This window comes from Geodermatophilus amargosae, from assembly GCF_041028265.1.
GTDB classification, from domain to species: Bacteria; Actinomycetota; Actinomycetes; order Mycobacteriales; family Geodermatophilaceae; genus Geodermatophilus; species Geodermatophilus amargosae_A.
Genome location: NZ_JABGCW010000003.1, coordinates 207719 through 231005, shown reverse-complemented (window position 1 = coordinate 231005; position 23287 = coordinate 207719). Strand labels below are relative to the sequence as shown.

Genomic DNA, 23287 nt, shown 5'->3' with positions numbered 1-23287 from the left:
ACGCGGGCGCAGCGACGGCGCGGCCCGGGCGCCCCGGCCGGGGGCCCCTGGGCTCACGCCGGGGAGGAGGACACCTCCGCGCCCGGGGCGGGCGCGCCGGGTCCACGGATGCCGACGACGTCGCGCAGGTGCTCCGCCAGCGCCGCGGGGTCCGCGGGGGTGCAGGTGAAGCCGACGTAGCCGTCGGGGCGGACGAGGACGAGGCCGTCGTCCCCGGTGCCGTACGCGCGGCCCACGACGTCGCCGGGATCGACGACGGCGCCCTCGTCGGCGCCCGCCCTCGCCGCGTCGGGGACGACGGGGACGACGGTGCCCAGGTCGCCCAGCGCGCTCCGGAGTGCCTCGAGGACGGCGCGGTCGTCGGTGCGGGCGAGCAGCAGGTGCCCGGGGCGCCGCAGCAGGTCGCCGATCCGGACCGGGGCCCCGCCGGTGGTGACCAGCCCGGCGGGGTCCGGTGCGTGCGTGCCCGGCCGGGCCGTGGAGGGGGCTCTCCGTCCCCGGGAGCCGACGATCGGGCTGTCGGGGTAGGCGACGGTCAGCTCCGCCAGCCGGGCGGCCGCGGCGTCGGTCAGCGGCCGCGCGGATGCCGCGACGTGCAGGGCGGTGTTCCGCACGACCGCCCGCGCGCCGGTCAGGGTCCCCATGGTGGTCAGTGCGGTGGTCCCGCGGATCACCGCCGCACCGACGGGACGGCGTTCGGCGTCGTAGGAGTCGAGGAGGTCGGCGCGGGCCCGGCCTCGGGCCACGAGGGCCAGCTTCCAGGCGAGGTTCGCGGCGTCCTGGATGCCGGTGTTCATGCCCTGCCCGCCGGCCGGGCTGTGGATGTGCGCCGCGTCGCCGGCGAGCAGGACGCGGCCGTGGCGGTACCGGGGGACCTGCCCGTGGTGGACCTCGAAGTACGTCAGCCACCGCGACCGGCGCACCGCGACCCGGCCCTCCATCCGCCGGTCGGCCCGGGACTGCACGAGCTCGGGGGTGGGGGTCTCCCCGGTCCCGGGCCGGTCGACCAGGAACAGCAGGCGCACCCGGTCGCCGGGCAGCGGGAAGACGGCCGAGATGCCCTCGGGGTGGGCGAACATGCGCACGGTGTCCGGCGAGAGGTCCGTCTCGGCGTCCACGTCCGCGAAGACGAAGTGCTGACCGGAGAAGCTGCCCGACAGCGCGGTGCCGACGGCCTTGCGGGTCGGGCTGTGCGCGCCGTCGGCGGCGACGACCCACCCGACCCGGACGCGCTCCTCGGCCGTCGCGCTGCGCAGCGTGACCTCCACGCCGTCGGCGTCCTGGGTGAGCGCGGCCATCCCGGTCCCGCGCTCGACCGTGACCCCCAGCTCCGCGGCGCGCGCGCCGAGGGCGGCCTCGGTGTCCGACTGCGGCACGTCGAGGGCCCACGGGTAGCGGGTGGGCAGGTCGTCCAGCCGCATCCGCGCGAGCGCCCGCCCCCCGGCGCGCACCTCGAACCCGGTGATCCGGCGCGAGGCCGCCTCGACCCGGTCGAGCGCTCCCAGCGCGGCGAGCAGCTCCTGGCTCCGGGCGTGCAGCAGCACGGCGCGGGACTGGTCCGTCGGGCGCTCGAGCGGATCGACGATCCGGGCGCGGACGCCCTGGCGAGCCAGCTCGCAGGCCGCGACGAGGCCGACGGGGCCGGCTCCCACGACGAGCACGTCGTCCATGTGGACTCCTCGTTCCGGTGGCGTTCGGACCGCTGCCCGGGCGCCGGCAGTGGTGGGTGCCGGGCGTCGAGAGCACGTCCACCGTCGTGGACCGCGCTCCAATCCGGCTCCAAGCCCTCGGCCGGTCGACGGACGGCACCGGCCAGGTCAGCTGCCGGCGAGCGGCGAGCGGGCGACCTGACCGGTGCGCAGGACCCCGTGCGGGTCGTACCGGTCACCGAGCGCGGTCAGCCGCCGCAGGGCGGCCGGCGAGAAGGAGCGGGCGACGACCGCCGGGGAGTCATCGGCGCTGAAGTTGGCGAGCGTCCCGCCGTACGCGAACGGGGTCAGGGCGTCCAGGACCCGTTCGGCGTGCCGGTCGACGGCTGCGGGGTCGCCCGACGAGGGCATCCCCACCGTGAAGACGTTGACGGCGGCGTCGCGGTGGGAGACGGCGGAGGGGTGCCGGGGCGCCCGCGCGACGGCGCCGCCCAGCTGTCGCAGCTCGACCATCGTCTGCGGGCTGTCCGCGCCCACGGCGGACAGCAGGGCGTCGGCGGCCTCCTGCGGGAACGAGGACAGCAGCAGCGTGTGCTCCCGCGTCGGCAGCAGCTCGACGGGGTCGGCGTGGATCGAGCCGATCGCCGCGTAGGGCAGGACGGTGACGTCGCCGGCCACCGGCGGCGCGGCGGCGCGCAGGTCCGCGAGCAGCCGGTCGGCGTCGGTCGGCGCCCCGGTCCAGGCGAAGCGGACGGCGACGGTGCGGCGCCCGGCCAGCGGCGCCGGGACGTGCGGGAGCGGCGGCAGGTGCATCAGGGCCAGCGACGTCGTCCCCTCCTCGGGGAGGTCCTCGCACAGCCGGCGCCACGCGCGCAGGATGGCCGGCGCGTCGGCACCGTCGAACCACAGGCAGCCGCCGTAGACGCTCGCCAGCGGGACGAGGTCGACCTCGACCGCGGTGACGATGCCCAGCGTCGCCTTGCCCCCGCGCAGACCCCAGAACAGGTCGGGGTGCTCCGTGGGGGTGGCCCGGCGCAGCTGCCCGTCGCCGGTGACGACCTCCAGCGCGCGGACGTAGTCGCTGGAGACCCCGTGGGTGCGGGCGAGCGGGCCGATGCCGCCGCCGGTGAGGTAGCCGACGACGCCGATGCCGGGAGCCGCACCGCACACCGGCGCCAGGTCGTGCGGTGTCGCGGCGTCCAGCACCTGCTGCCAGGTGGTCCCGGCACCGATGCGCGCCGACCGCCGCTCGACGTCGACGGCGCACTCGTCGAGCAGCGCGGTGGAGACCAGGACCGTGTCCCCGGCGACCGGGACGGCGCCGTGACCGGTCCGGCGGACGGCGACACGCAGACCCGAGGCCCCGGCGGCCCGGACGACGGCCGCCACGTCCGCGGCGGTGGCCGGCGTGACCACCGCGCACGGCTCGCACGGGCCGGAGGGACTCAGCGAGGTGACCGCGCGGTAGGCCTCGTCCGCGGGGAGGGCGAGCGCTCCGGCGGGCAGCGCGCCGAGCGACCGCAGCAGTCGGGCCGGGTCGTGGACGCCGGACTCCGGCGGGGAGAGGGTCATGGGGAGGCTCCGTCCGGTCGGCGCCGCGGCCGGGTGCCGGGGTGGTCGAACGGTGCAGCGGTGGCCTCCAACCCCGCTCCAACGCCGGTGCTCGACCCGGGCCGCTCAGCCCTTGACGGCTCCGGACAGGAACCCCTGGGTGACCTGGCGCTGCAGGACGACGTACAGCACGACCACCGGGAGGATCGTGATCAGCGTGCCGGCGGCGAGCGGGCCGATGTCGACCGAGCGCCCGCCGATGAACAGGTAGAGGCCCAGGGTCAGCGGGCGGTACTCCCCGCCGGGCATGTACAGCAGCGGCACCAGGAAGTTGTTCCACTGCTGCAGGAAGGTGAACACGGCCAGCGCGCCCATGCCGGAGGTCACCAGCGGCACCATGATGCGCAGGAACAGCTGCCACTCGCTGGCACCGTCCATGCGGGCCGCCTGCTCCAGCTCGCCCGGCAGGTCGGAGAAGAAGGCCCGCATGAACCAGGCGCCGAAGGACAGCTGCGTGGTGGCCAGCACCAGGTTGACCCCGATCAGGCTGTCCAGCAGGCCCATCGACCGCATCTGGAAGTACAGCGGGACCATGTACGCGAAGAACGGCACGAGCAGGCCGAAGACCACCACGTAGAACGACACCGTGCGGCCGGGGAACGGCAGCCGGGCGAACGCGTAGCCGGCCATGGTCGACAGGACGACGACGATCAGCGTGCTCGGGACGCTGAGCAGGAGGCTGTTGAGCAGGTAGTCGTCGAAGTTGCCGACCGTCCAGGCGGTCTCGAGGTTCTCCAGCGAGAAGGAGCTGAACAGGCCGAACGGGTTCGACCGCACGTCCTGGTTGCTCTTCAGGGTGGTGGACACGACGAGGATCACCGGGAACACCGTGATCAGGGCGAGCAGCCCGAGCGCCAGGGTGCGCCCGACCCCGGACCGGCCGGACGCGGACGTCCGCCTCGGCCGGGTCACGCCCCGCGCTCCTCGATCGAGGCCCGCCGCTGCAGCCGGTCGAGCCACACCGCCACCGGCACGGCCAGGGCCGTCACCACCAGGGCGAGGGTCGTGCCGTAGCTGATCCGGCTGAGCTGGAAGGCGTTGCTGTAGGCGTAGGTGCCCAGCACCTCGGTGGCGTTCGCCGGACCGCCGCCCGTCATCACGAAGATGAGGTCGAAGACGGCGAAGCCGCCGATCAGCGTGAGCGCGGTGACCATGAGGAACACCGGCATGATCTGCGGGAGCACCACGTGCCGCAGCCGTTGCAGGTAGCCCGCCCCGTCGAGCGTCGCCGCCTCGACCTGCTCGTTGTCGACGTTGCGCAGCGCCGACAGGATGATCACGAAGACGAAGCCGGTGGAGGCCCAGACCGCGGTGGCGATCACCGCGTAGAGCGCGGTGCCCGGGTCGCCCAGCCAGCCGCGGGTCAGCCCGTCGAGCCCGACCGCCTCGAGCCCGCGGTTGAGCCAGCCGCGGGTGGGCGCGTAGATCCAGCCCCAGACCACGCCGACCGCCACCTGCGGCAGCACGTAGGGCAGGAAGAACACGACTCGGTAGAAGGTCGAACCACGCCGCACCCCCCACAGCAGCAGCGCCAGCCCGAGGCCGATGACGAGCGGTCCGATGGTGCCGATGACGATCCAGATGGCGTTGTTCCACGCGGCCGCCCACATCTGCGAGTCCTGGGCCAGCTCGGTGAGGTTGCCCAGCCCCACCCAGGGCGGCGTGGTGTCGAGGCCGTCGAAGTCGACGAAGACGTAGTAGACGGAGTTGAGCACCGGGAAGACGAGGAAGACGAGCATCAGCGCGACCGCCGGCGCCACCAGGAGCACGCCGAGGCGGGCCTGCTGGCGGCGGGTGGCCCCGGAGACCCCGGCACGGCCCGGTCGGCGTCCCCGCCGGCCCGACCTCCCCGGCGAGGGCAGCGTCGCCGTGACGGTGGGAGCCGGCGTCGCGGTCACGCCGGCACCCCGGCGCGGACGGCGCGGAGGACGCCGCCGCTCACTGCTGCGACGCCGCCTGCAGCGAGGCCGCCACCTCGGCCGGCGTCGACTGGCCGGTGAGCACCGCCTGCACGCCGTCGAACATCGTGTCGTTGAAGGCCTCGGGCATGAGGACGTCGATGTTGTAGCCGAGCTCGCCGCCGCCCTCGGACAGCGTGGAGACCTGGTCGAGCACCTGGGCCAGCAGCGGGTCGACGTCGAGCCCCGTGGTGTCCACGGGCCGCGGCGGGATCTGCTGCAGGTTCTCCACCGTCCACTGGCCGTGCTCCTCGGAGGCCAGGAAGTCCAGCAGCTGGATCGCGCCCTCGGGGTTGTCGGTGTTCGCGGCGACGAAGGGACCGGAGCCCAGGCCGCTGGAGAAGACGCCCTCGCCGTCGGGGGCCGGGAAGGGGACGTACCCGGACTCGAAGTCGGCGCCGACGGCCAGGTCGTTCACGAACCAGCTGCCGGTGGGGATCATCGCCGCCTCGCCGGAGATGTACTGCGCCGTCATCGTGTCGTAGTCGATCGAGACCGGTGACTCGCCCAGCCAGCCGTTGTCGTTGGCCTCCTGCCAGAAGGTCAGCGCGTCGACGACCTCCGGCGACTCCCAGGACCCCTCGCCGGCCAGCAGCGCCTGCATGCCGTCGGGGCCCAGGGCGCTCGACAGCGCCATGCTCAGCAGGTGGCCGCCCGGCCAGCCCTCCTGGTCACCGAGGGCCATGGGGATCAGGCCGGCCTCGCTGATGGTCCGGCACGCGGCGCGGAGGTCGTCGAGGGTGCGCGGCGGCTCGATGCCCAGGTCGGCGAGGACCTGGGTGTTGTAGTAGAGCCCGACGGTCTCCATCTCGCCCGGGATGCCGTACACCTTGCCGTCGTAGGTCACCCGCTCCTTGGCGAAGTCGTAGACCTCCCAGCCGTTCTCCTCGTAGGCGGCGGTGAGGTCGTAGAGCAGCCCGGCGTCCGCCAGGGCGCCACCGGAGCCGGGGCCGGATCCCCAGTTGATGACGTCCGGGCCGTCCTCGGCACGCAGCTGGGTCTGCAGCACCGTGCGCATGGTGTCGATGTCGAGTTGCTGCACCTCGACGTCGATGCCCGAGGACTCCTCGAAGTCGGCGAGGTGCTCCTCGAGCCGGCTGAGCTCGTCGGCGTCCTCGAGCTGCTCGATCAGGTACCGCAGCGTGTTGGCGCCGCCGCCGCCGCCCCCACCCCCGCCCTCGTCGGACGCCCCCGTCTGCCCGGTGCACGCCGTCACCAGCAGACACACCGCCGAACCCAGCAGGACCTTCGGGGAGATGCGCACGTGTGGGGCCCTTCGACGACGTCGTCCGAGACCGCGCGGAGCGCGGAAGGCGAATCGTCCGTCGCGGTCGGACGCGCGTCAAGGAAACGACTCCGTCCGTCTCGCGGCACCCTCGGTCCCGAGGCGCCGTCCGTCCCGTACCGGGAGCGCCGTTCAGAGCGGGAGGACCGCCCGGCCCAGCCGCAGGAACCACAGCGGCATCGCGAGCCCGCCGAGGGCGGCCGCCCCACCGCCGACCGCGAGGGCGGCCCGCCGCAGGGCGGACCGCTCCGGCAGCAGCAGCCCGGCGCCGGCCACCACGCCGCCGGCGAGCACCGCGCCGCCGGACAGCCCGCCGAGCCGGGTCACCTCGTGCGGGAGCGTCCCGCGCCGTCCACGGCTGCTCAGCAGCATCCAGCCGGCCAGGCCCTGGAACGCGCCCAGGGCGACCGGCATCTGCACGCGGGAGGGGACGACCCCGAGCACCAGCGCCGGTCCGGCGAGGGTGAGCACACCGGTCGCGGCGAGCCCCAGTCGCCGGGTCCAGCGGCTCGGGCTCACCGCGAGCACGACCGGGACCATCAGCGCCGTGCCGACCGACCCGACGACGTCGTTGGCCGACCCGAGCGACACGGGCAGGACCCGGGTGCGGCCCGCCTCGACGGCGTAGAAGGCGACCAGGAGGACGTTGGCGGCCATCCCGGTGACCCCGGCCGCGCGGGCCCACGGACGCGCGCGTCTCAGGTCCACCCCGCCCCTCCCGGTCCGTACCCGACCCGACCCGCCCCAGCGCTGGGCGGCCGGCGCGGCCGACCCTGGCAGCGGCCGCGCTCGCACGTCCAGGGACCGAGGTCCTCCCGGTCGTCCCCCGGCGCCGCCTGCGGCCCCTGAGCGGCAGGAGGTGTGCTGGGGGGACTCCTCAGAGCCGGGCCAGCCGACACGCGGTCCCGTAGGCGCAGACCTCGCTCCAGGTGCCGCCCATCTCCGTCGTGTCGAAGCGCATCGCCAGCACGGCGTCGGCACCTCTGGCCGCGGCGGCGGCGGTCAGTCGCTCGAGGGCCTCCTGCCGGCTCTCCTCCAGGTTCCGGGTCAGGCCCTTCAGCTCTCCTCCGGTCAGCGACTTCATCGCCGCGCCGACCTGGGCACCCACGTGGCGCGAGCGGACGGTCAACCCGAAGACCTCGCCGAGCACCTCCTCGACCCGGTGGCCCGGGACGTCGTTCGTCGTCGTGATGAGCACGGGATCACGCTCCCTCGCGGTCGCTCGGTGTCCTCCTCGCAGCGTCCGCCAGGGCGGCGGGCGGCACCAGTGGCCCGGCCCTGCCTCATGGGCCGGCCGGCCCGCTCCGTGATCCGGCGACCGCGGGTCACCCCTGTCACGCCCGTGCGCATCGCGGGAGGATCGTGACGTGGGTCACTTCCGGCCCTTGTCCGACGGAGAGCCGTCTGGTTCCCTCATGCGAAGTCGGTCTCGAATGACGCAACACGTTAGGGGAGTGTCATGGAGGAACCGCGCAGCGAACACGTCCGGCCTCCTCGCCGGCAGGACCGGCCGGAGGTCCCGGAGGACCACTCCGCGCCCGGCGGTGGAGCCGGTCGGGCGGGGGAGTCGACCGCCACGATCAGGGTCACGGAGGTCTCGGTGACGGGGGTCCACCCCGCCCTCGCAGAACCGCCACCCTGTGTCGCCGACCGCCACTGGGCGGTGGACAGGGTCCTGTTCGCCATCGCCGCGGCCATGGCGCTGGGCTTCGTCGTCTGGGGCTTCGCCACGCCCACGGGCCTGGGCACCGTGAGCGGTTCGGTCCTCGGCTGGGTCACGGGCAACCTCGGGTGGCTGTTCGTGCTGCTGGCGTCGGCCTTCGTGATCTACGTGATCTGGCTGGCGGCCAGCAAGTACGGCCGCATCCCCCTGGGCCGGGACGACGAGCGGCCGGAGTTCCGCACGATCTCGTGGATCGCGATGATGTTCAGTGCCGGCATGGGCATCGGCCTGATGTTCTTCGGGGTCGCCGAACCGCTCTCGCACTACGTCTCGCCGCCGCCGCTCACCACCGAGGCCGAGTCGTCCCAGGCCATCCAGACGGCGATGGCCACCACGCTGTTCCACTGGACGCTGCACCCGTGGGCCATGTACGCCGTCGTCGGGCTGGCCATCGCCTACGGCACGTTCCGGCGGGGACGCCGTCAGTTGATCAGCTCGGCGTTCATCCCGCTGCTCGGTGAGCGGCGCGCCGCCGGTCCGGCCGGGCGGGTCATCGACGTCCTGGCGATCTTCGCGACGCTCTTCGGATCGGCGGCCTCCCTCGGCCTGGGTGCCCTGCAGATCGGCAGCGGGGTGCAGATCCTCGGCTGGTTCGGCAGCGTCGGTGACGGCATCCTGGTCGGGATCATCGCGGTGCTGACCGCCGCCTTCGTCGCCTCGGCCGTCTCCGGCATCGCCCGGGGGATCCAGTGGCTCTCCAACACCAACATGGTCCTGGCCCTCGTCCTCGCGGTGTTCGTCTTCGTCGCCGGGCCGACGATCTTCATCCTCAACCTGATCCCCGACGCGGTCGGGAGCTACTTCTCCGACCTCGGTGCGATGGCCGCGCGCACGGAGGCCACCGGCGGGGACCCGATGGCCGCCTGGCTGAGCGGATGGACGGTCTTCTACTGGGCGTGGTGGATCAGCTGGACGCCGTTCGTCGGGCTCTTCATCGCCCGCATCAGCCGGGGGCGCACCATCCGGCAGTTCGTCACCGGCGTGCTCCTGGTGCCCAGCCTGGTCAGCCTGGTGTGGTTCGCCGTCTTCGGCGGGGCCGGGATCGCCGCCCAGCGCGACGGCCTCGACGTCGCCGGTCAGGGCACCACGGAGGGGCAGCTGTTCGCCGTCGTGGAGCAGTACCCCCTGAGCACCGCCGCGACCGTGCTCGTGATGGTCCTCGTGGCGATCTTCTTCGTGTCCGGTGCGGACGCGGCCTCGATCGTCATGGGGTCGCTCTCGCAGCGCGGCACCCTGGAACCGAGCCGCTCGGTGGTCGTCTTCTGGGGCGTCGTGATGGGCTCCGTCGCAGCGATCATGCTGCTCCTGGGCGAGGACGGTGCGGCCCTGACGGGGCTGCAGAACCTGACGATCATCGCGGCCCTGCCCTTCGCGCTGGTGATGGCGGCGATGGCCGTGAGCCTGGTCAAGGACCTCCGCCGCGATCCCATCGTCCTGCGCGGCAACTACGCCACCCTGGCCATCGAGAAGGCCGTCGTCGACGGCATCAAGCGCCACGGCGACGACTTCGTCCTGGTCGTGGAGGAGACGCCGAGACCGCCGTCGGACACCGCGGCGGGGGCGGGACAGCCGCCTCCGGCGAGCCGGGAGGCGAGCGGCCAGCTGCCGGTGGGTCCGAGCGGGAACTTCGTGGCGGATGCCGGAGGCGGCCCGTCCGTCCCCGCGCAGAGCCAGCCCAGGGCGGAGGCGATGGGCCGGCCGTCGGATCCGCGCGTCTAGCGCTCAGCCGGAGGGCTGGACCGGGCGCACCTGCCCGGCCAGCCAGTCGGCCGCCATCCGCCGCGCGCGGTGCAGCGGGTCGCCGGTGTCCAGTCCCGACGTGGCCGCCTGGCGCGCCAGGCGGGCCAGTGCTCCGTCGTAGAGGGCCAGCAGGCCGTCGGCGACCGCGGTGGGGTCTGCGACGCCGGCGGCCCCGGCCAGGTCGTGGAGCCGCTCGGTCAGCAGCCGGGAGTCGGCAGCCAGCCACTGCTGGCCGGGGTGGCCCGGCGGCAGTTCGGTGGCGGCGGCGAGGAACGCGCACCCGCGGCGGTTGCCCTCGACCGCGCGGTACCGCGTGACCGCGTCGAACACCGACAGCAGCCGGTCGACCGGGTCGGTCCGCTCGTCGAGGACCTCGTCCCAGACCGCCTGCCACTGCCGGAAGCGGCGTTCGAGGGTGGCCGCCACCAGCCCGTCCTTGCCCGAGAAGTGCGCGTACAGGGTCGCCGGAGCCACGCGGGCCCGGGTCAGGACGGCGTCCACCCCGGTCGCGGCGATCCCGTACTCGTAGAACAGCTCGCCGGCGGCGTCGAGCAGGCGCTCCCGGACCGGTCGACTGGCGGCATCCCTGGGCACGGCTCTAGCATAACGATCGTTATGGCAGAACGATCGTTACAGCCGGTGTGCGAGCTCCCGGGTCGACGTGCGCCGCACGGGCCGGTGGTGGTCGGTGGTCTGCTGGTGATCGCGGTGACCTACGGGCTGACGCGGTACGGCTTCGGCCTCTACCTGCCGCAGTTCCGGACCGACCTGGGGCTGACCTCCGGCACCGCCGGCTCCATCGCCGCCGGCGGCTGTCTGGCCTACTGCGCCGCCGCCGTCGTGGGCCTCCACCTCGTCGACCGTGGGCGGGCGCGCCGTGCCCTGTGGTCGGCCGGGACCACCGCCGCCGTGGGTGCGCTCGTCGTCGCCGCCGCGCAGGGGACGCCGGTCCTGGCGGTCGGGGCACTCGTCGCCGGCAGCGGCGCGGGAGCCGCCAGTCCGGCGCTGGTGGCCGCGGTGGCGGGCACGGTGCCCCGGTCCGCCGAGCCCCGGTCGCAGACGGTGGTGAACAGCGGCACGGGGGCCGGGGTGGTCGCGGGTGGCCTGGTGGTCCTCGCCTGGCCGGCGGAGTGGCGCTGGGCGTGGCTCGGCTTCGCCGGCGCTGCGCTGCTCGTCACCTGGTGGGCCGACCGGTCCGCGTGCTGGTGCCCACCCCCGGCCGACCCCGGCCGGCCGGGCTCCGGCCTGCGGCCGTCGCGCCTCGTCCGTCCGCTGACCGCCGGTCTGCTCGCCGGGGCCGGCGGGGCCGGCGTGTGGACGTTCGGACCGGACGTGACGGCCCGGAGCGGGTTGTCCCCCCAGGCCACCGGGCTGCTGTGGTGCCTGCTCGGGGCAGCCGCCCTCCTCGGGGGCCTGAGCGGGAGCGTCGTGCGCCGAGCCGGCCTGGCCGCCACCTGGCGGATCTCGGCGGCGACGACCGCCGTCGGCACGGTGCTGCTCGCCTGGGAGCCGGGCTCGATCGTGGTCGCCGCAGGGGCCGTGGCGCTGTTCGGCAGCGGCTTCGTGGCCCTGAGCGGCGTGCTCATCGTCTGGGCCGGCCGGCTGGCGCCGGAGGCGAGCGCGCAGGCGACGGCTCTGCTGTTCATCGCACTGACCGTCGGCCAGGCAGCCGGTGCCGCCCTCCTCGGCGCGTTCGCCGACGCCGCCGGCGCACCGGTTCCCCTCGTCGCCGCCGCGGGTCTGCTGTCGGCCGCCGCGCTCGCGGCTCCTCGTGCTCGTGGCCGGACGCCGGCCGGACGGTCAGGGCGGCGTCGGCACCGCTGAGCGCAGGTGCCGGCGCCACCGGGTGAACAGGCGGGGCTGGTTCATCCCGAGGACGGCCACCGGGTGCCCGTCGCGCTCGTAGACCACCAGGAAGCTGCGGTCGGCGCAGCTGCCCTCCACCACGCGGGCGACGTCCCCCTCGCGGCGCGTCCCCGCGAACTGGATGCGGGCGCCGTACTGGTCGGACCAGAAGTAGGGGACCGGGGTGGGCGCCGGTGCGCCGGTACCCAGCAGCGTGGCGACCGCCGTGGCCGGTTGCTCGAGCGCAGTGGTCCAGTGCTCGACGCGGACGTGCCGGTCCGCGGAGGCCGACCACGCCGCGGCGCAGTCCCCGGCGGCGACCACGCCGGGGATGTTGGTGGCCCCGCACGCGTCGGTGAGGACGCCGTTCCCGAGGGCCACGCCGGAGTGGGCGAGCCAGTCGATGTTGGGGACGGCGCCGATCCCCACGACCACCACGTCGGCGGGCAGCCTCGTGCCGTCGGTGAGCTCCACGGCCTCGACCCTGCCGGTGCCGACGAGCCCGGCGACCCCGGTGCCGGTCAGCAGCCGGGTGCCGTGGTCGGCGTGCAGCTCGGCGCAGACCGCGCCCACGTCGGCGCCCAGCGGCGCGGCGAGCGGAACCGGCTGGGTCTCGACGACGGTCACCTCCAGCCCGAGTCCGCGGGCCGTGGAGGCGACCTCCGCCCCGATGAAGCCGGCGCCGATCACCACGAGACGTCCGGCGGCCAGGAGGTCCGCGCGCAGCGAGATCGCGTCGTCCAGGGACCGCAGCACGTGCACGCCCTCGAGACCCTCGTCGCCGGGCAGCCGTCGTGCGCGCGCGCCGGTGGCGAGGACGACGCCGTCGGCCCGGATCTCCGTGCCGTCGTCCAGCAGCACCGAGCGGGTGACGTGGTCCAGCCCGACCGCCCGGGTGCCCAGCCGCCACTCGAGCCCGAGGTCCTCGTCGTCGGGCGCGCCCAGGGCGATGTCGTCCAGTGACGCCGCGCCGGCCAGGAACTCCTTGGACAGGGGCGGGCGGTCGTAGGGAGCGTGCGGCTCGTCGCCGATGACGACGACGCGGCCGTCGTAGGACTGCTCCCGGAGCGCGCGTGCAGCCGACAGGCCGGCCAGCGAGGCCCCGACGACGGCGATCGTGCGGCTCATGCGACACCGTCGGCGGCGGGCTCCGCCTGCACGTAGACCATGCCGTCCTGCACGACGACCCGGTGCGTGCGGACCGGTGCCTTGGCCGGCGGACCGGAGACCTTCCCGGTGCGCAGGTCGAAGCAGGAGGCGTGCAGGGGGCACTCCACGGTGCAGCCGTCCAGCCAGCCGTCAGCGAGCGACGCGTCCTGGTGGGTGCACGTGTCGTCGATGGCGTAGAGGTCGCCGTCGACGTTGAAGACCGCGATGGGCTCGTCGGCCTCGACTCGGATCGCCTCGCCGGGCGGCAGCGCCGTCGTGGGGCAGACCGGGATCATGGACGCTCCAGGCTCGCTGATGTTGCGAAGAACGCAACGCTGTGCCGATAGCGCAACAGCATGGGCCGAAGGGGTGACCCCGTCAAGAGGACGGCCCGCCCCGTGCAGCGGCCACCTACGCTGACGCCATGGCTGAGCCGCAGGGTGCGCACGGGGAGCGGAACTCGGTCGCCGCGGTGCAGTCCGTCGACCGAGCCCTCAGCGTCCTCGAGATCCTGGCGGCGCAGGGGGAGGCCGGCGTCACGGAGGTGGCCGCCGAGCTCGGGGTGCACAAGTCGACGGCGTTCCGACTCGTCGCGGTGCTGGAGAGCCGGGGCTTCGTCGAGCAGCTCGCCGACCGGGGCAAGTACCGGCTGGGTTTCGGTGTCGTGCGCCTGGCCGGTGCCGCCGCCGCTCAGCTCGACATCGCCCGCGAGGGGCGGCGGGTCTGCGAGACGCTGGCCGTCGACCTCGAGGAGACGGTCAACATCGCCATCCTGGACAGCGACCGGGCGGTGAACGTCAGCCAGGCCCGGGGGCCGGCGGCACTCAGCACCCACAACTGGGTGGGACAGGGCACCCCCCTGCACGCCACCTCGAGCGGCAAGGTGCTCCTGGCCCACGCTCCCGACGCCGTCCGCAAGGACGTGCTCGCCCGCGATCTGCCGCGCTTCACCGCCTCGACGATCACCGATCCCGAGGTGTTGCAGCAGCACCTGGACCGGATCGTCGAGCAGGGCTGGGGGGCCACCGCCGAGGAGTACGAGGTCGGGCTCAACGCCGTGGCCGCGCCCGTCCGCGGCGCCGACGGGGACGTGGTCGCCGCGCTCAGCGTCTCGGGGCCGTCCTTCCGCATGGGGGTGGAGGACTTCCCCCGGCTGGCCCGGCGGGTGGTCTCGGGGGCCGACGAGATGGCCAGGAGGCTCGGCTTCTTCGGCTAGCCCCGCGGGGCCGCCAGGCGCCGCGAGACACGACGGACTGTTGCGCTCTGCGCGAGCCGCTGTGTAATTTGCAACACATCGGTCGTCCGGAGCGCTGCCGACGGGCGACGACCGTGGCGTGGCGCACGCATGCGTCGTCCGACCCTCCGGCGTCCCCGGACCGCCGACGGAACCTCGAGGTGCCGTATGACCACCACCGAACTGCCCGCGAGCCTCATCTCCACGCTGCCGGGCCACTACTACACGGACCCGGCCGTCTTCGCCCTCGAGCAGGCCCGGGTCTTCGAGACCATGTGGTTCTGCGCGGTGCGCTCCGCCGACCTGCCGACGCCCGGGAGGTTCCGGAAGGTCGACGTCGGCCGGGAGAGCGTGCTGGTGGTCCGCAGCCGGGACGGGCAGCTGCGCGCCTTCCTCAACATCTGCCGGCACCGCGGCGCGCAGATCTGCACCGACGACTCCGGCGAGGTCCGGCGGGCCTTCCAGTGCCCGTACCACGCCTGGACCTACGACCTCGAGGGCAAGCTGATCGCGGCTCCGAACCTGACGAAGATGCCCGACGTCGACCGCGTGCGCTACGGCCTGGTGCCGGTGCACCTGCGGGAGTGGCTGGGGTACGCCTGGGTCTCCCTCGCCGACGAGCCCCCCTCGTTCGAGCACGACGTCATGGGCACGATCACCGAGCGCCTCGGGGACCTGGAGTCCATCGACCGCTACGAGCTGGACTCGCTCACGGTGGGCCGCCGCATCACCTACGACGTGAAGGCCAACTGGAAGCTCATCATCGAGAACTTCATGGAGTGCTACCACTGCGCGACCATCCACCCGGAACTCACCGAGGTGCTCCCGGAGTTCGCGGACGGCTACGCCGCCCAGTTCTACGTCGGGCACGGCGCGGAGTTCGGTGGGGACGTCCGGGGGTTCACCGTCGACGGCAGCGAGGGCTTCGACAAGCTCCCCGGCGTCGCGGAGGACCAGGACCGCCGCTACTACGCCATCACCGTCCGGCCGACGGTCTTCGTCAACCTGGTGCCCGACCACGTCATCTTCCACCGCATGTACCCGGTGTCGGCCGATCGGACGGTCGTGGAGTGCGACTGGCTGTACAGCCGTGAGGTGGTGGAGTCCGGAAGGGACGTGTCCCGGTCGGTGGAGCTGTTCCACCGCGTCAACGAGCAGGACTTCGAGGCCTGTGAGCGGACCCAGCCGTCCATGTCGTCCCGGGCCTACGCCAACGGCGGCGTCCTGGTCCCGTCCGAGCACCACATCGGCGAGTTCCACGACTGGCTGACGCGGCGCCTGTCGGACTGAGCCGGGTCCGGCCGGCGGCCGGGGAGCGCGTCCCCGGACCGCAGGAGGCGTCCGCGGTCGAGCGCACGGCGCACCCCTTGACCCCGAGGAGCTCCGGACATACCGTGGTGCACGACTGATATACCAGTCTCGCGGAAAGCAACTCGGCGAGGGGCACGGGCACGGTCGTCCGGTCGCCCGCCCGCCACCCGTTCCATCCCGATCTGACGGAGGTCCCCCGATGAGGCCCGGTCCCTCCCGCCCCCCACGCACCCCCGGCGCGGACCTGCCGGAGCACCCGGACTCCCTCTGGCGGAGCCCGGAGCCGAAGCGGTCCTACGACGTGGTGGTCGTCGGCGGCGGCGGGCACGGCCTGGCCACGGCGCACTACCTCGCCAAGGACCACGGCATCACGAACGTGGCGGTGCTGGAGAAGGGCTGGCTGGCGGGCGGCAACATGGCCCGCAACACCACGATCATCCGGTCCAACTACCTGTGGGACGAGAGCTCGGCCATCTACGAGCACGCGCTGAAGCTGTGGGAGGGGCTCGAGGAGGACCTCGGCTACCCGATCCTGTTCAGCCAGCGCGGCGTGCTCAACCTCGCCCACACCCTCCAGGACGTCCGTGACAGCGTGCGCCGGGTCGAGGCCAACAAGCTCAACGGCATCGACGCCGAGTGGCTGGAGCCGGACGAGGTCCGCAAGATCTGCCCGGTCGTCAACACCTCGACCGACATCCGCTACCCGGTCCTGGGGGCGACCTACCAGCCGCGCGCCGGCATCGCCAAGCACGACTACGTGGCCTGGGGCTTCGCCCGCCGGGCCGACGAGGCCGGCATCGACCTCATCCAGGACTGCGAGGTCACCGGGTTCGACACCGACGGCGACCGGATCACCGGGGTGCGGACCACCCGCGGCACCATCTCCGCCGGCACGGTCGCCCTGTGCGCGGCCGGCCACACCTCCGTGCTCACCGACATGCTGGGCATCCGCGTGCCGGTCCAGAGCCACCCCCTGCAGGCGCTGGTCTCCGAGCTGCTCGAGCCGGTGCACCCCACGGTCGTCATGTCCAACGCGGTGCACGTGTACGTCTCCCAGGCGCACAAGGGCGAGCTGGTCATGGGCGCCGGTGTCGACTCGTACAACGGCTACGGCCAGCGGGGCGCCTTCCACGTCATCGAGCGGCAGATGGCCGCCGCGGTCGAGCTCTTCCCGGTGTTCGCGCGGGCGCACCTGCTGCGCACCTGGGGCGGCATCGTCGACGTCAGCCCCGACGCCTCACCGATCGTCGGGCGGACCCCCTACGACAACCTCTACCTCAACTGCGGCTGGGGCACCGGCGGGTTCAAGGCCACGCCCGGCATCGGCTCGGCGCTGGCGCACACCATCGCCCACGGCGAGCTCCACCCGTACGTGGCGCCGTTCACCCTCGACCGCTTCGTCACCGGGGCGCTGGTCGACGAGCACGGCGCGGCCGCCGTCGCCCACTGAGCCGTCGCCCACTGAGCCGTCGCCCACCGAGCCGTCGCCCACCGAGCCATCCCTCACCGAGCCAGGGAGTCTCCCGTGCAACTCATTCCATGCCCGTGGTGCGGCCCCCGCGAGGAGGTCGAGTTCTCCTACGGCGGCCAGGCCCACGTCCCGTACCCGGACGACCCGGGCACCCTCTCCGACGAGGAGTGGGCGCACTACGTCTTCTTCCGCGACAACCCCAAGGGCCGCTTCGCCGAGCGCTGGAACCACGCCGCCGGCTGCCGCCGCTGGTTCACCGCGATCCGCGACACCGTCACCTACCGCTTCGAGCGCGTCCACCGGCTCGACGACCCGGAGCCGGTGAGCCCGTGACCAGTCCCTCCCGCACGCCCGAGGGCGGCCGCATCGACCGCGCGACCACCGTCGAGTCCACCTTCGACGGGCAGACCCTCACCGGCCACCCCGGCGACACCCTGGCCTCGGCGCTGCTCGCCTCCGGCCGGCACCAGGTCGCCACGAGCATCAAGCTCGGCCGACCGCGGGGCATCGCCGCGGCCTGGGCCGAGGACCCGGGCGGCCTCGTGCAGATCGAGGAGCCCTTTCCCGAGCCGATGCTGCTGGCCACCACCGTCGAGCTCCACGACGGCCTGGCGGCCCACGGCCTGCCGGGGCAGGGCCGCCTCGCCGACGTCCCCGACTCCGCCCGCTACGACGCGGTGCACCACCACGTCGACGTGCTGGTCGTGGGCGCCGGACCCGCGGGGCTGGCCGCCGCGCTCACCGCCGCCCGGTCCGGCGCCCGCGTCGCCCTGGTGGACGAGCAGTCCGAGGCCGGCGGCTCCCTGCTGTCGGGCACCGACCGGCTCGACGGCGTCCCGGCGCTGCAGTGGGTCGCCGCGGCGGTCGCCGAGCTGGCCGGCTCCCCGGAGGTGCTGCACCTGCAGCGCACCACCGCGTTCGGCAGCTACGACGACGGCTTCGTCCTGGCCCTGGAGCGGCGCACCGACCACCTCGGCGCCGCCGCGCCCCGGCACGTCTCCCGCCAGCGGGTCTGGCGCATCCGGGCGCGCTCGACCGTCGTCGCGACGGGGGCGCACGAGCGTCCGGTCGTCTTCGCCGACAACGACCGCCCGGGGATCATGCTCGCCGGCGCCGCCCGGACCTTCCTGCACCGCTACGGCGTGCTGGCCGGTCGCGAGGCCGTCGTGTTCACCACGAACGACAGCGCCTACGACGCCGCCCTCGACCTGCACCGCGCGGGTGTGCGGGTGCAGGCGGTGGTCGACGCCCGGCCGGAGGGCTCACCGCGCCGGCGCGAGGAGTGCGAGCACGCCGGCATCCGCGTCCTGTCCGGTGCCGTCGTGACCGGCACCCGGGGCGTCGAGCGGGTCACGCACGCCCTCGTCGCCCCGTTCGCGGACGGAGAGGTCGGTGCGGGCAGCGCGATCGCCTGCGACCTGCTGCTGGTCAGCGGGGGCTGGAACCCCGCCGTGCACCTGTTCAGCCAGGCCCGCGGCCGGCTCCGCTACGACGAGGACCTGGGCGCGTTCGTCCCCGGGGAGGACCTCGACGGCCTGGCCGTGGCCGGATCGGCCGCCGGCGTGTCCGACCTGGCCGGCTGCCTGGCCGACGGGCAGCGGGTGGCCCGCGCAGCACTGACGGCCGTGGCGATCGCGCCGGCGGGGGAGGACCGGCTGCCCGCCGCCCCCGAGCCCGTCGTCCCGGCCGCGCCCCTGGTGCTGTGGCGGGTGCCGGACACCTCCGGTGCCGAGGGCAGCACCTCGTTCGTCGACCTGCAGCGCGACGCGACGGTCGCCGACATCGCCCGCGCGGTCGGCGCCGGCCTGCGCTCCATCGAGCACGTCAAGCGCTACACGACGATCGGGACGGCGCACGACCAGGGCAAGACCTCCGGCGTCCTGACCTCCGGGATCACCGCCGAGCTGCTGGGGATCCCGGTGCAGGACACCGGGACCACGACGTTCCGGCCGCCCTACACCCCGGTCGCCTTCGCCGCCCTGGCCGGGCGCGACCGTGGCCGGCTCTTCGACCCCGAGCGGGTCACCGCCCTGCACGAGTGGCACGTGGCGGAAGGGGCGGTCCTCGAGGACGTCGGCCAGTGGAAGCGGCCCCGCTACTACCCGCAGCCCGGCGAGGACATGGAGGCCGCGGTCCTCCGGGAGTGCGCCGCCGCCCGCACCGGCGTCGGGATCCTCGACGGGTCCACGCTCGGCAAGATCGACGTCCAGGGTCACGACGCCGCCGTCCTCCTGGACCTGCTCTACACGAACCTGATGAGCAGCCTGAAGGTCGGTTCGGTCCGCTACGGGGTCATGTGCGGCGTCGACGGCATGGTGATCGACGACGGCACGGTGCTGCGCCTGGCGGAGGACCGCTTCCTCGTCCTCACCACCACCGGCGGCGCGGCGAAGATCCTGGACTGGATGGAGGAGTGGCTCCAGACCGAGTGGCCGGAGCTGCGCGTCCACTGCACCTCGGTCACCGAGCAGTGGGTCACCCTCCCCGTCGTCGGCCCCCGGTCCCGCGACGTCGTCGCCGCGGTCTTCCCGCAGGTGGACGTCTCTGCCGAGGCGTTCCCGTTCATGACCTGGCGGGACACCACGCTCGACGGGGTGCCGGTCCGGCTGGCCCGGATCAGCTTCTCCGGCGAGCTCGCCTTCGAGGTGTACGTCAACCCCTGGTACGCGCTGGCGGTGTGGCAGCGCCTGCTCGAGGCCGGCCGCCCGTACGGGATCACGCCGTACGGCACCGAGACCATGCACGTCCTGCGCGCGGAGAAGGGCTACCCGATCATCGGGCAGGACACCGACGGCACCGTCACCCCGCACGACCTGGGCATGGCGTGGGCGGTCTCGAAGAAGAAGCCCGACTTCATCGGCAAGCGCTCCTTCACCCGCCCGGCCAACTCCGACCCCCTGCGCAAGCAGCTGGTCGGGCTGCTGCCCGTCGACCGGCGGACGGTGCTGCCCGAGGGCTCGCAGATCGTGGAGTTCCTCGCCGACGGCCGGCTGCCGCCCCCGCCGGTCCCGATGCTGGGCCACGTCACGTCCAGCTACCGCAGCGCCGCGCTCGCCCGCCCCTTCGCCCTCGCCCTGGTCCGAGGCGGCCGGTCGCGCATCGGTGACACCGTCCACGTCCCCGTCGACGGCACCCTCGTCCCGGTCGAGGTCACCGGCTCGGTGCTGGTCGATCCCGAAGGAGCCCGTCGCGATGGCTGAGCTGCTGCGCACCCACCCGCTGGAGGGGTGGAGCACCGCCTTCGAGCGCCTGCCCGACACCTTCCGCACCACGGTCGAGCCGTTCGTGGCGATGGTCGACGTCCGGCTGCGCACGGCCGTCCGGGAGGCGTCGGCGGCCCTGGGCGTCGACCTGCCGACGACTCCGGACACCTGGGTCCCGGCCGGCACCGGACGGGCCGTCTGGCTCGGCCCCGACGAGTGGCTCCTGACCAGCACCACCGACGCGCCGGAGGAGCTGGAGGCCCGGGTCCGTGCCGCCGTCCTCCCGCTGGGCGGCGCCGCGACGGACGTCTCCGCGCAGCGGATCGGCCTCCGGCTGACCGGGGCGCGGGTGCGTGACGTGCTGGCCAGGGGCTGCTCGATCGACCTGCACCCACGGGTGTTCGGCCGCGGACGCAGTGCGCAGACCACGCTCGGCCAGGCCGGCGTCGTGCTGCTGGCCCTCTCCGACGGCGGCGACGACCACGTCGTCCTCGTCCGGGCCTCCTTCGCCGGCTACCTCGCCGACTGGCTGCTCGACGCCGCCCTCGAGTTCACCCCCACCCACGACGGCTGACCGGCCCTCGTCGGCAGCCCCCGGATCCACCGGCACGTCAGGAGCGGAAGCACATGTCCACCACCCCTCGTGTGGTCGTCATCGGAGCGGGGATCGTCGGAGCCAACCTGGCCGACGAACTCACCGCCCGTGGCTGGGACCGCGTCACCGTGGTCGACCAGGGGCCCCTCCCGCTGACCGGGGGATCCAGCTCGCACGCGCCCGGACTGGTCTTCCAGACCAACGCCTCCAGGACGATGACGGCCTTCGCCACCTACACCGTGGAGAAGCTCACGAGCATCGACGTCGACGGCGCCTGGTGCTTCAACCAGGTCGGCGGCCTCGAGGTCGCCACCACGCCCGAGCGGCTCGCCGACCTGCACCGCAAGCAGGGCTGGGCCACCTCCTGGGGCGTCGATTCCCGGGTGGTCGACGTGGACGAGTGCGTGCGGCTGCACCCGCTGGTCGACCGCGACCGCATCCTCGGCGGCCTGCACATCCCCACCGACGGCCTGGCCAAGGCGTCCCGGGCGGTCGTCGCCCTGGCCCGCCGCGCGGAGGCCCGGGGCGCCCGCTTCCAGGGCTCCACCCGGGTGACCGGCATCGAGCAGTCCGGCGGGCGGGTCACCGGCGTCCGGACCCCGGACGGGGTCATCCCCGCCGACGTCGTCGTCTCCTGCGCCGGCTTCTGGGGGCAGGAGCTCGGGGCGATGGTCGGGATGGACGTGCCCCTGCTGCCGCTGGCCCACCAGTTCGTCTGGACCGGCCAGGTGCCTGACCTGGTGGGCCGCAACGACGAGCTCGGCGAGGCGAGCCTGCCGATCCTGCGCCACCAGGACCAGGACCTCTACTACCGGGAGCGCGTCGACCGCCTGGGCATCGGGTCCTACGCCCACCGGCCGATGCCCGTCGACCTGCGCGAGCTGCCCCAGGGCAGCGGCGACGACGGGGACGTCCACGAGTCGTCGATGCCCTCGATGCTGCCCTTCACCGAGGAGGACTTCGCCCCGGCCTGGGAGCAGAGCCGGCTGCTGCTGCCCTCCCTGCGCTCCTCCAAGATCGACACCGGCTTCAACGGCGTCTTCTCGTTCACGCCGGACGGCGGCCCGCTGATCGGGGAGTCGCCGGACGTGGCCGGCTTCTGGATCGCCGAGGCGGTCTGGGTGACCCACTCCGCCGGGGTCGCCCGGGCGGTCGCCCAGCTGCTGGTGGACGGGCGCAGCGAGGTGGACCTGCACGGCTGCGACGTGCACCGCTTCGAGGACGTCCAGCTCGGCGCAGAGTACGTGAGCGAGACCTCCCAGCAGAACTTCGTGGAGGTCTACGACGTCGTCCACCCGCTGCAGCCGCGGCTGTCCCCGCGCGACCTGCGGGTGAGTCCGTTCCACGCCCGCCAGCAGGAGCTCGGTGCCGTCTTCCTCGAGGCCGGTGGCTGGGAGCGGCCGCACTGGTACGAGGCCAACGCGGCCCTCGTGGACGAGCTGCCGGCGGAGTGGGTCCCGCCGGAGCGCGACGCGTGGTCGGGACGGTTCTGGTCCCCGATCGCGGCGGCGGAGGCGTGGAGGACCCGCACCGCCGTGGCGGTGTACGACATGACCCCGCTCAAGCGCCTCGAGGTGAGCGGGCCGGGCGCGCTCGCCCTCCTGCAGCGGCTGACGACCGGCGAGATGGACAAGTCGGTCGGGTCGGTGACCTACACGCTCGCCCTCGACGAGGCCGGTGGCATCCGCAGCGACCTCACCGTCGCCCGGCTCGGGGAGCAGCTGTTCCAGGTCGGCGCCAACGGCCCGCTGGACCACGACCTCCTCCGGCGCGAGGCGCCGGCCGACGGCAGCGTGCAGGTCCGGGACACCACCGGCGGCACGTGCTGCATCGGCCTGTGGGGCCCGCGGGCACGCGACGTCGTCCAGGCGCTCAGCTCCGACGACTTCACCAACGACGGGCTGAAGTACTTCCGCGCGAAGCGGGCCCGGATCGGCGGGGTGCCGGTGACGGCGATGCGGCTGTCCTACGTCGGTGAGCTGGGCTGGGAGATCTACACCGGCGCCGACACCGGCCGGCGGCTGTGGGACGTGCTCTGGGCCGCCGGCCAGGAGCACGGCATCGTCGCCGCGGGTCGCGCGGCCTTCACCAGCCTCCGGCTCGAGAAGGGCTACCGCGCCTGGGGCCACGACATGACCACCGAGCACGACCCCTACGAGGCCGGTCTCGGCTTCGCCGTGCGCACGCAGAAGGAGGAGGACTTCGTGGGGCGGCAGGCCCTCGCCGGGAGGGGAGAGGACACGGTGAGCCGCCGGCTGTCCTGCCTGACGATCGACGACGGCCGCAGCGTCGTCCTCGGCCACGAGCCGGTGTTCGTCGACGGCCGGCCGGCCGGGTACGTGACCAGCGCGGCGTTCGGGCACACCGTGGGCCGGCCGATCGCCTACGCCTGGCTGCCGGCCTCGGCGGCCGCCGGGACGAGCGTCGAGATCGAGTACTTCGGCACCCGGATCCGGGCGACCGTCACCGCCGAGCCGCTCGTCGACCCGGGGATGACCCGGCTCCGCAGCTGA

General features: G+C 74.0%; 19 protein-coding genes. 9 read left to right on the top strand and 10 right to left on the bottom strand.

Annotated elements, in window-relative coordinates:
• Positions 1-53: 53 nt before the first annotated feature.
• The 7 genes from HLV61_RS04410 to HLV61_RS04380 all read right to left on the bottom strand — a co-directional run bounded on the left by HLV61_RS04410 (position 54) and on the right by HLV61_RS04380 (position 7701).
• On the bottom strand, positions 54-1670 hold the full coding sequence (locus HLV61_RS04410) for an FAD-dependent monooxygenase (protein WP_369253174.1): 1617 nt from the start codon (positions 1668-1670) through the stop codon (positions 54-56).
• A 147-nt stretch (positions 1671-1817) separates the two neighbouring features.
• Complete coding sequence (locus HLV61_RS04405) at positions 1818-3221, bottom strand: FAD-binding oxidoreductase (RefSeq protein ID WP_369253173.1); 1404 nt, start codon at positions 3219-3221, stop codon at positions 1818-1820.
• A 105-nt stretch (positions 3222-3326) separates the two neighbouring features.
• Complete coding sequence (locus HLV61_RS04400) at positions 3327-4172, bottom strand: carbohydrate ABC transporter permease (protein ID WP_369253172.1); 846 nt, start codon at positions 4170-4172, stop codon at positions 3327-3329.
• The gene (locus HLV61_RS04395; protein WP_369253171.1) at positions 4169-5158 is read right to left on the bottom strand and encodes a carbohydrate ABC transporter permease; all 990 of its coding nucleotides are present in this window, start codon (positions 5156-5158) and stop codon (positions 4169-4171) included. Before HLV61_RS04395 ends, HLV61_RS04400 begins: the two co-directional genes overlap by 4 nt.
• Positions 5159-5198: 40 nt before the next feature.
• Positions 5199-6482: an ABC transporter substrate-binding protein gene (locus tag HLV61_RS04390; RefSeq protein WP_369253170.1), complete on the bottom strand. Its 1284-nt coding sequence runs from the start codon at positions 6480-6482 to the stop codon at positions 5199-5201.
• Between the two features lie 153 nt (positions 6483-6635).
• Positions 6636-7211, bottom strand: coding sequence for a hypothetical protein (locus HLV61_RS04385; RefSeq protein ID WP_369253169.1), 576 nt, complete (start codon positions 7209-7211; stop codon positions 6636-6638).
• Positions 7212-7380: 169 nt separating this feature from the next.
• Complete coding sequence (locus HLV61_RS04380; protein ID WP_369253168.1) at positions 7381-7701, bottom strand: YbjQ family protein; 321 nt, start codon at positions 7699-7701, stop codon at positions 7381-7383.
• A 465-nt stretch (positions 7702-8166) separates the two neighbouring features.
• Between HLV61_RS04380 and HLV61_RS04375 the strand changes: the two genes are divergently transcribed.
• Positions 8167-9945: a BCCT family transporter gene (locus HLV61_RS04375; protein WP_369253167.1), complete on the top strand. Its 1779-nt coding sequence runs from the start codon at positions 8167-8169 to the stop codon at positions 9943-9945.
• Between the two features lie 3 nt (positions 9946-9948).
• Here the strand turns inward: HLV61_RS04375 and HLV61_RS04370 are convergent, their stop codons facing one another.
• Positions 9949-10560, bottom strand: a complete 612-nt coding sequence (locus tag HLV61_RS04370) for a TetR/AcrR family transcriptional regulator (protein ID WP_369253166.1) — start codon at positions 10558-10560, stop codon at positions 9949-9951.
• 87 nt (positions 10561-10647) lie between these two features.
• Between HLV61_RS04370 and HLV61_RS04365 the strand changes: the two genes are divergently transcribed.
• Positions 10648-11790, top strand: a complete 1143-nt coding sequence (locus HLV61_RS04365; RefSeq protein WP_369253165.1) for an MFS transporter — start codon at positions 10648-10650, stop codon at positions 11788-11790.
• Here the strand turns inward: HLV61_RS04365 and HLV61_RS04360 are convergent.
• Entirely contained in the window at positions 11767-12939 is a 1173-nt protein-coding gene (locus tag HLV61_RS04360) for an NAD(P)/FAD-dependent oxidoreductase (RefSeq protein ID WP_369253164.1), read from the bottom strand. The two genes, HLV61_RS04365 and HLV61_RS04360, sit on opposite strands and share 24 nt — an antisense overlap.
• Positions 12936-13256 (bottom strand): bifunctional 3-phenylpropionate/cinnamic acid dioxygenase ferredoxin subunit, encoded by a 321-nt coding sequence (locus HLV61_RS04355; RefSeq protein ID WP_369253163.1) that lies wholly within the window; start codon positions 13254-13256, stop codon positions 12936-12938. The genes HLV61_RS04360 and HLV61_RS04355 overlap by 4 nt, the downstream gene beginning before the upstream one ends.
• A 128-nt stretch (positions 13257-13384) precedes the next feature.
• Between HLV61_RS04355 and HLV61_RS04350 the strand changes: the two genes are divergently transcribed.
• The 7 genes from HLV61_RS04350 (at position 13385) to HLV61_RS04320 (ending at position 23287) form a co-directional block, all read left to right on the top strand.
• Positions 13385-14176, top strand: a complete 792-nt coding sequence (locus HLV61_RS04350) for an IclR family transcriptional regulator (protein WP_369253162.1) — start codon at positions 13385-13387, stop codon at positions 14174-14176.
• A 186-nt stretch (positions 14177-14362) separates the two neighbouring features.
• A complete protein-coding gene (locus HLV61_RS04345; protein WP_369253161.1) occupies positions 14363-15484 on the top strand; it encodes an aromatic ring-hydroxylating oxygenase subunit alpha in 1122 nt (373 codons plus the stop codon).
• Between the two features lie 220 nt (positions 15485-15704).
• A complete protein-coding gene (locus HLV61_RS04340; protein ID WP_369253160.1) occupies positions 15705-16955 on the top strand; it encodes a sarcosine oxidase subunit beta family protein in 1251 nt (416 codons plus the stop codon).
• Between the two features lie 75 nt (positions 16956-17030).
• Complete coding sequence (locus HLV61_RS04335; protein ID WP_369253159.1) at positions 17031-17309, top strand: sarcosine oxidase subunit delta; 279 nt, start codon at positions 17031-17033, stop codon at positions 17307-17309.
• Positions 17306-20176: a 2Fe-2S iron-sulfur cluster-binding protein gene (locus tag HLV61_RS04330; RefSeq protein WP_369253158.1), complete on the top strand. Its 2871-nt coding sequence runs from the start codon at positions 17306-17308 to the stop codon at positions 20174-20176. Before HLV61_RS04335 ends, HLV61_RS04330 begins: the two co-directional genes overlap by 4 nt.
• Complete coding sequence (locus HLV61_RS04325; protein ID WP_369253157.1) at positions 20169-20753, top strand: sarcosine oxidase subunit gamma; 585 nt, start codon at positions 20169-20171, stop codon at positions 20751-20753. The genes HLV61_RS04330 and HLV61_RS04325 overlap by 8 nt, the downstream gene beginning before the upstream one ends.
• Positions 20754-20806: 53 nt before the next feature.
• Positions 20807-23287, top strand: coding sequence for a GcvT family protein (locus HLV61_RS04320; protein WP_369253156.1), 2481 nt, complete (start codon positions 20807-20809; stop codon positions 23285-23287).

What these genes read in the sequence shown, in the direction of transcription:
- HLV61_RS04340 (WP_369253160.1), top strand. Translation starts at nt 15,705, where the DNA reads ATGAGGCCCGGTCCCTCCCGCCCCCCACGCACCCCCGGCGCGGACCTG.
- HLV61_RS04360 (WP_369253164.1), bottom strand. Translation starts at nt 12,939, where the DNA reads ATGAGCCGCACGATCGCCGTCGTCGGGGCCTCGCTGGCCGGCCTGTCG.
- HLV61_RS04350 (WP_369253162.1), top strand. Translation starts at nt 13,385, where the DNA reads ATGGCTGAGCCGCAGGGTGCGCACGGGGAGCGGAACTCGGTCGCCGCG.
- HLV61_RS04320 (WP_369253156.1), top strand. Translation starts at nt 20,807, where the DNA reads ATGTCCACCACCCCTCGTGTGGTCGTCATCGGAGCGGGGATCGTCGGA.
- HLV61_RS04345 (WP_369253161.1), top strand. Translation starts at nt 14,363, where the DNA reads ATGACCACCACCGAACTGCCCGCGAGCCTCATCTCCACGCTGCCGGGC.
- HLV61_RS04405 (WP_369253173.1), bottom strand. Translation starts at nt 3,221, where the DNA reads ATGACCCTCTCCCCGCCGGAGTCCGGCGTCCACGACCCGGCCCGACTG.
- HLV61_RS04410 (WP_369253174.1), bottom strand. Translation starts at nt 1,670, where the DNA reads ATGGACGACGTGCTCGTCGTGGGAGCCGGCCCCGTCGGCCTCGTCGCG.
- HLV61_RS04355 (WP_369253163.1), bottom strand. Translation starts at nt 13,256, where the DNA reads ATGATCCCGGTCTGCCCCACGACGGCGCTGCCGCCCGGCGAGGCGATC.
- HLV61_RS04325 (WP_369253157.1), top strand. Translation starts at nt 20,169, where the DNA reads ATGGCTGAGCTGCTGCGCACCCACCCGCTGGAGGGGTGGAGCACCGCC.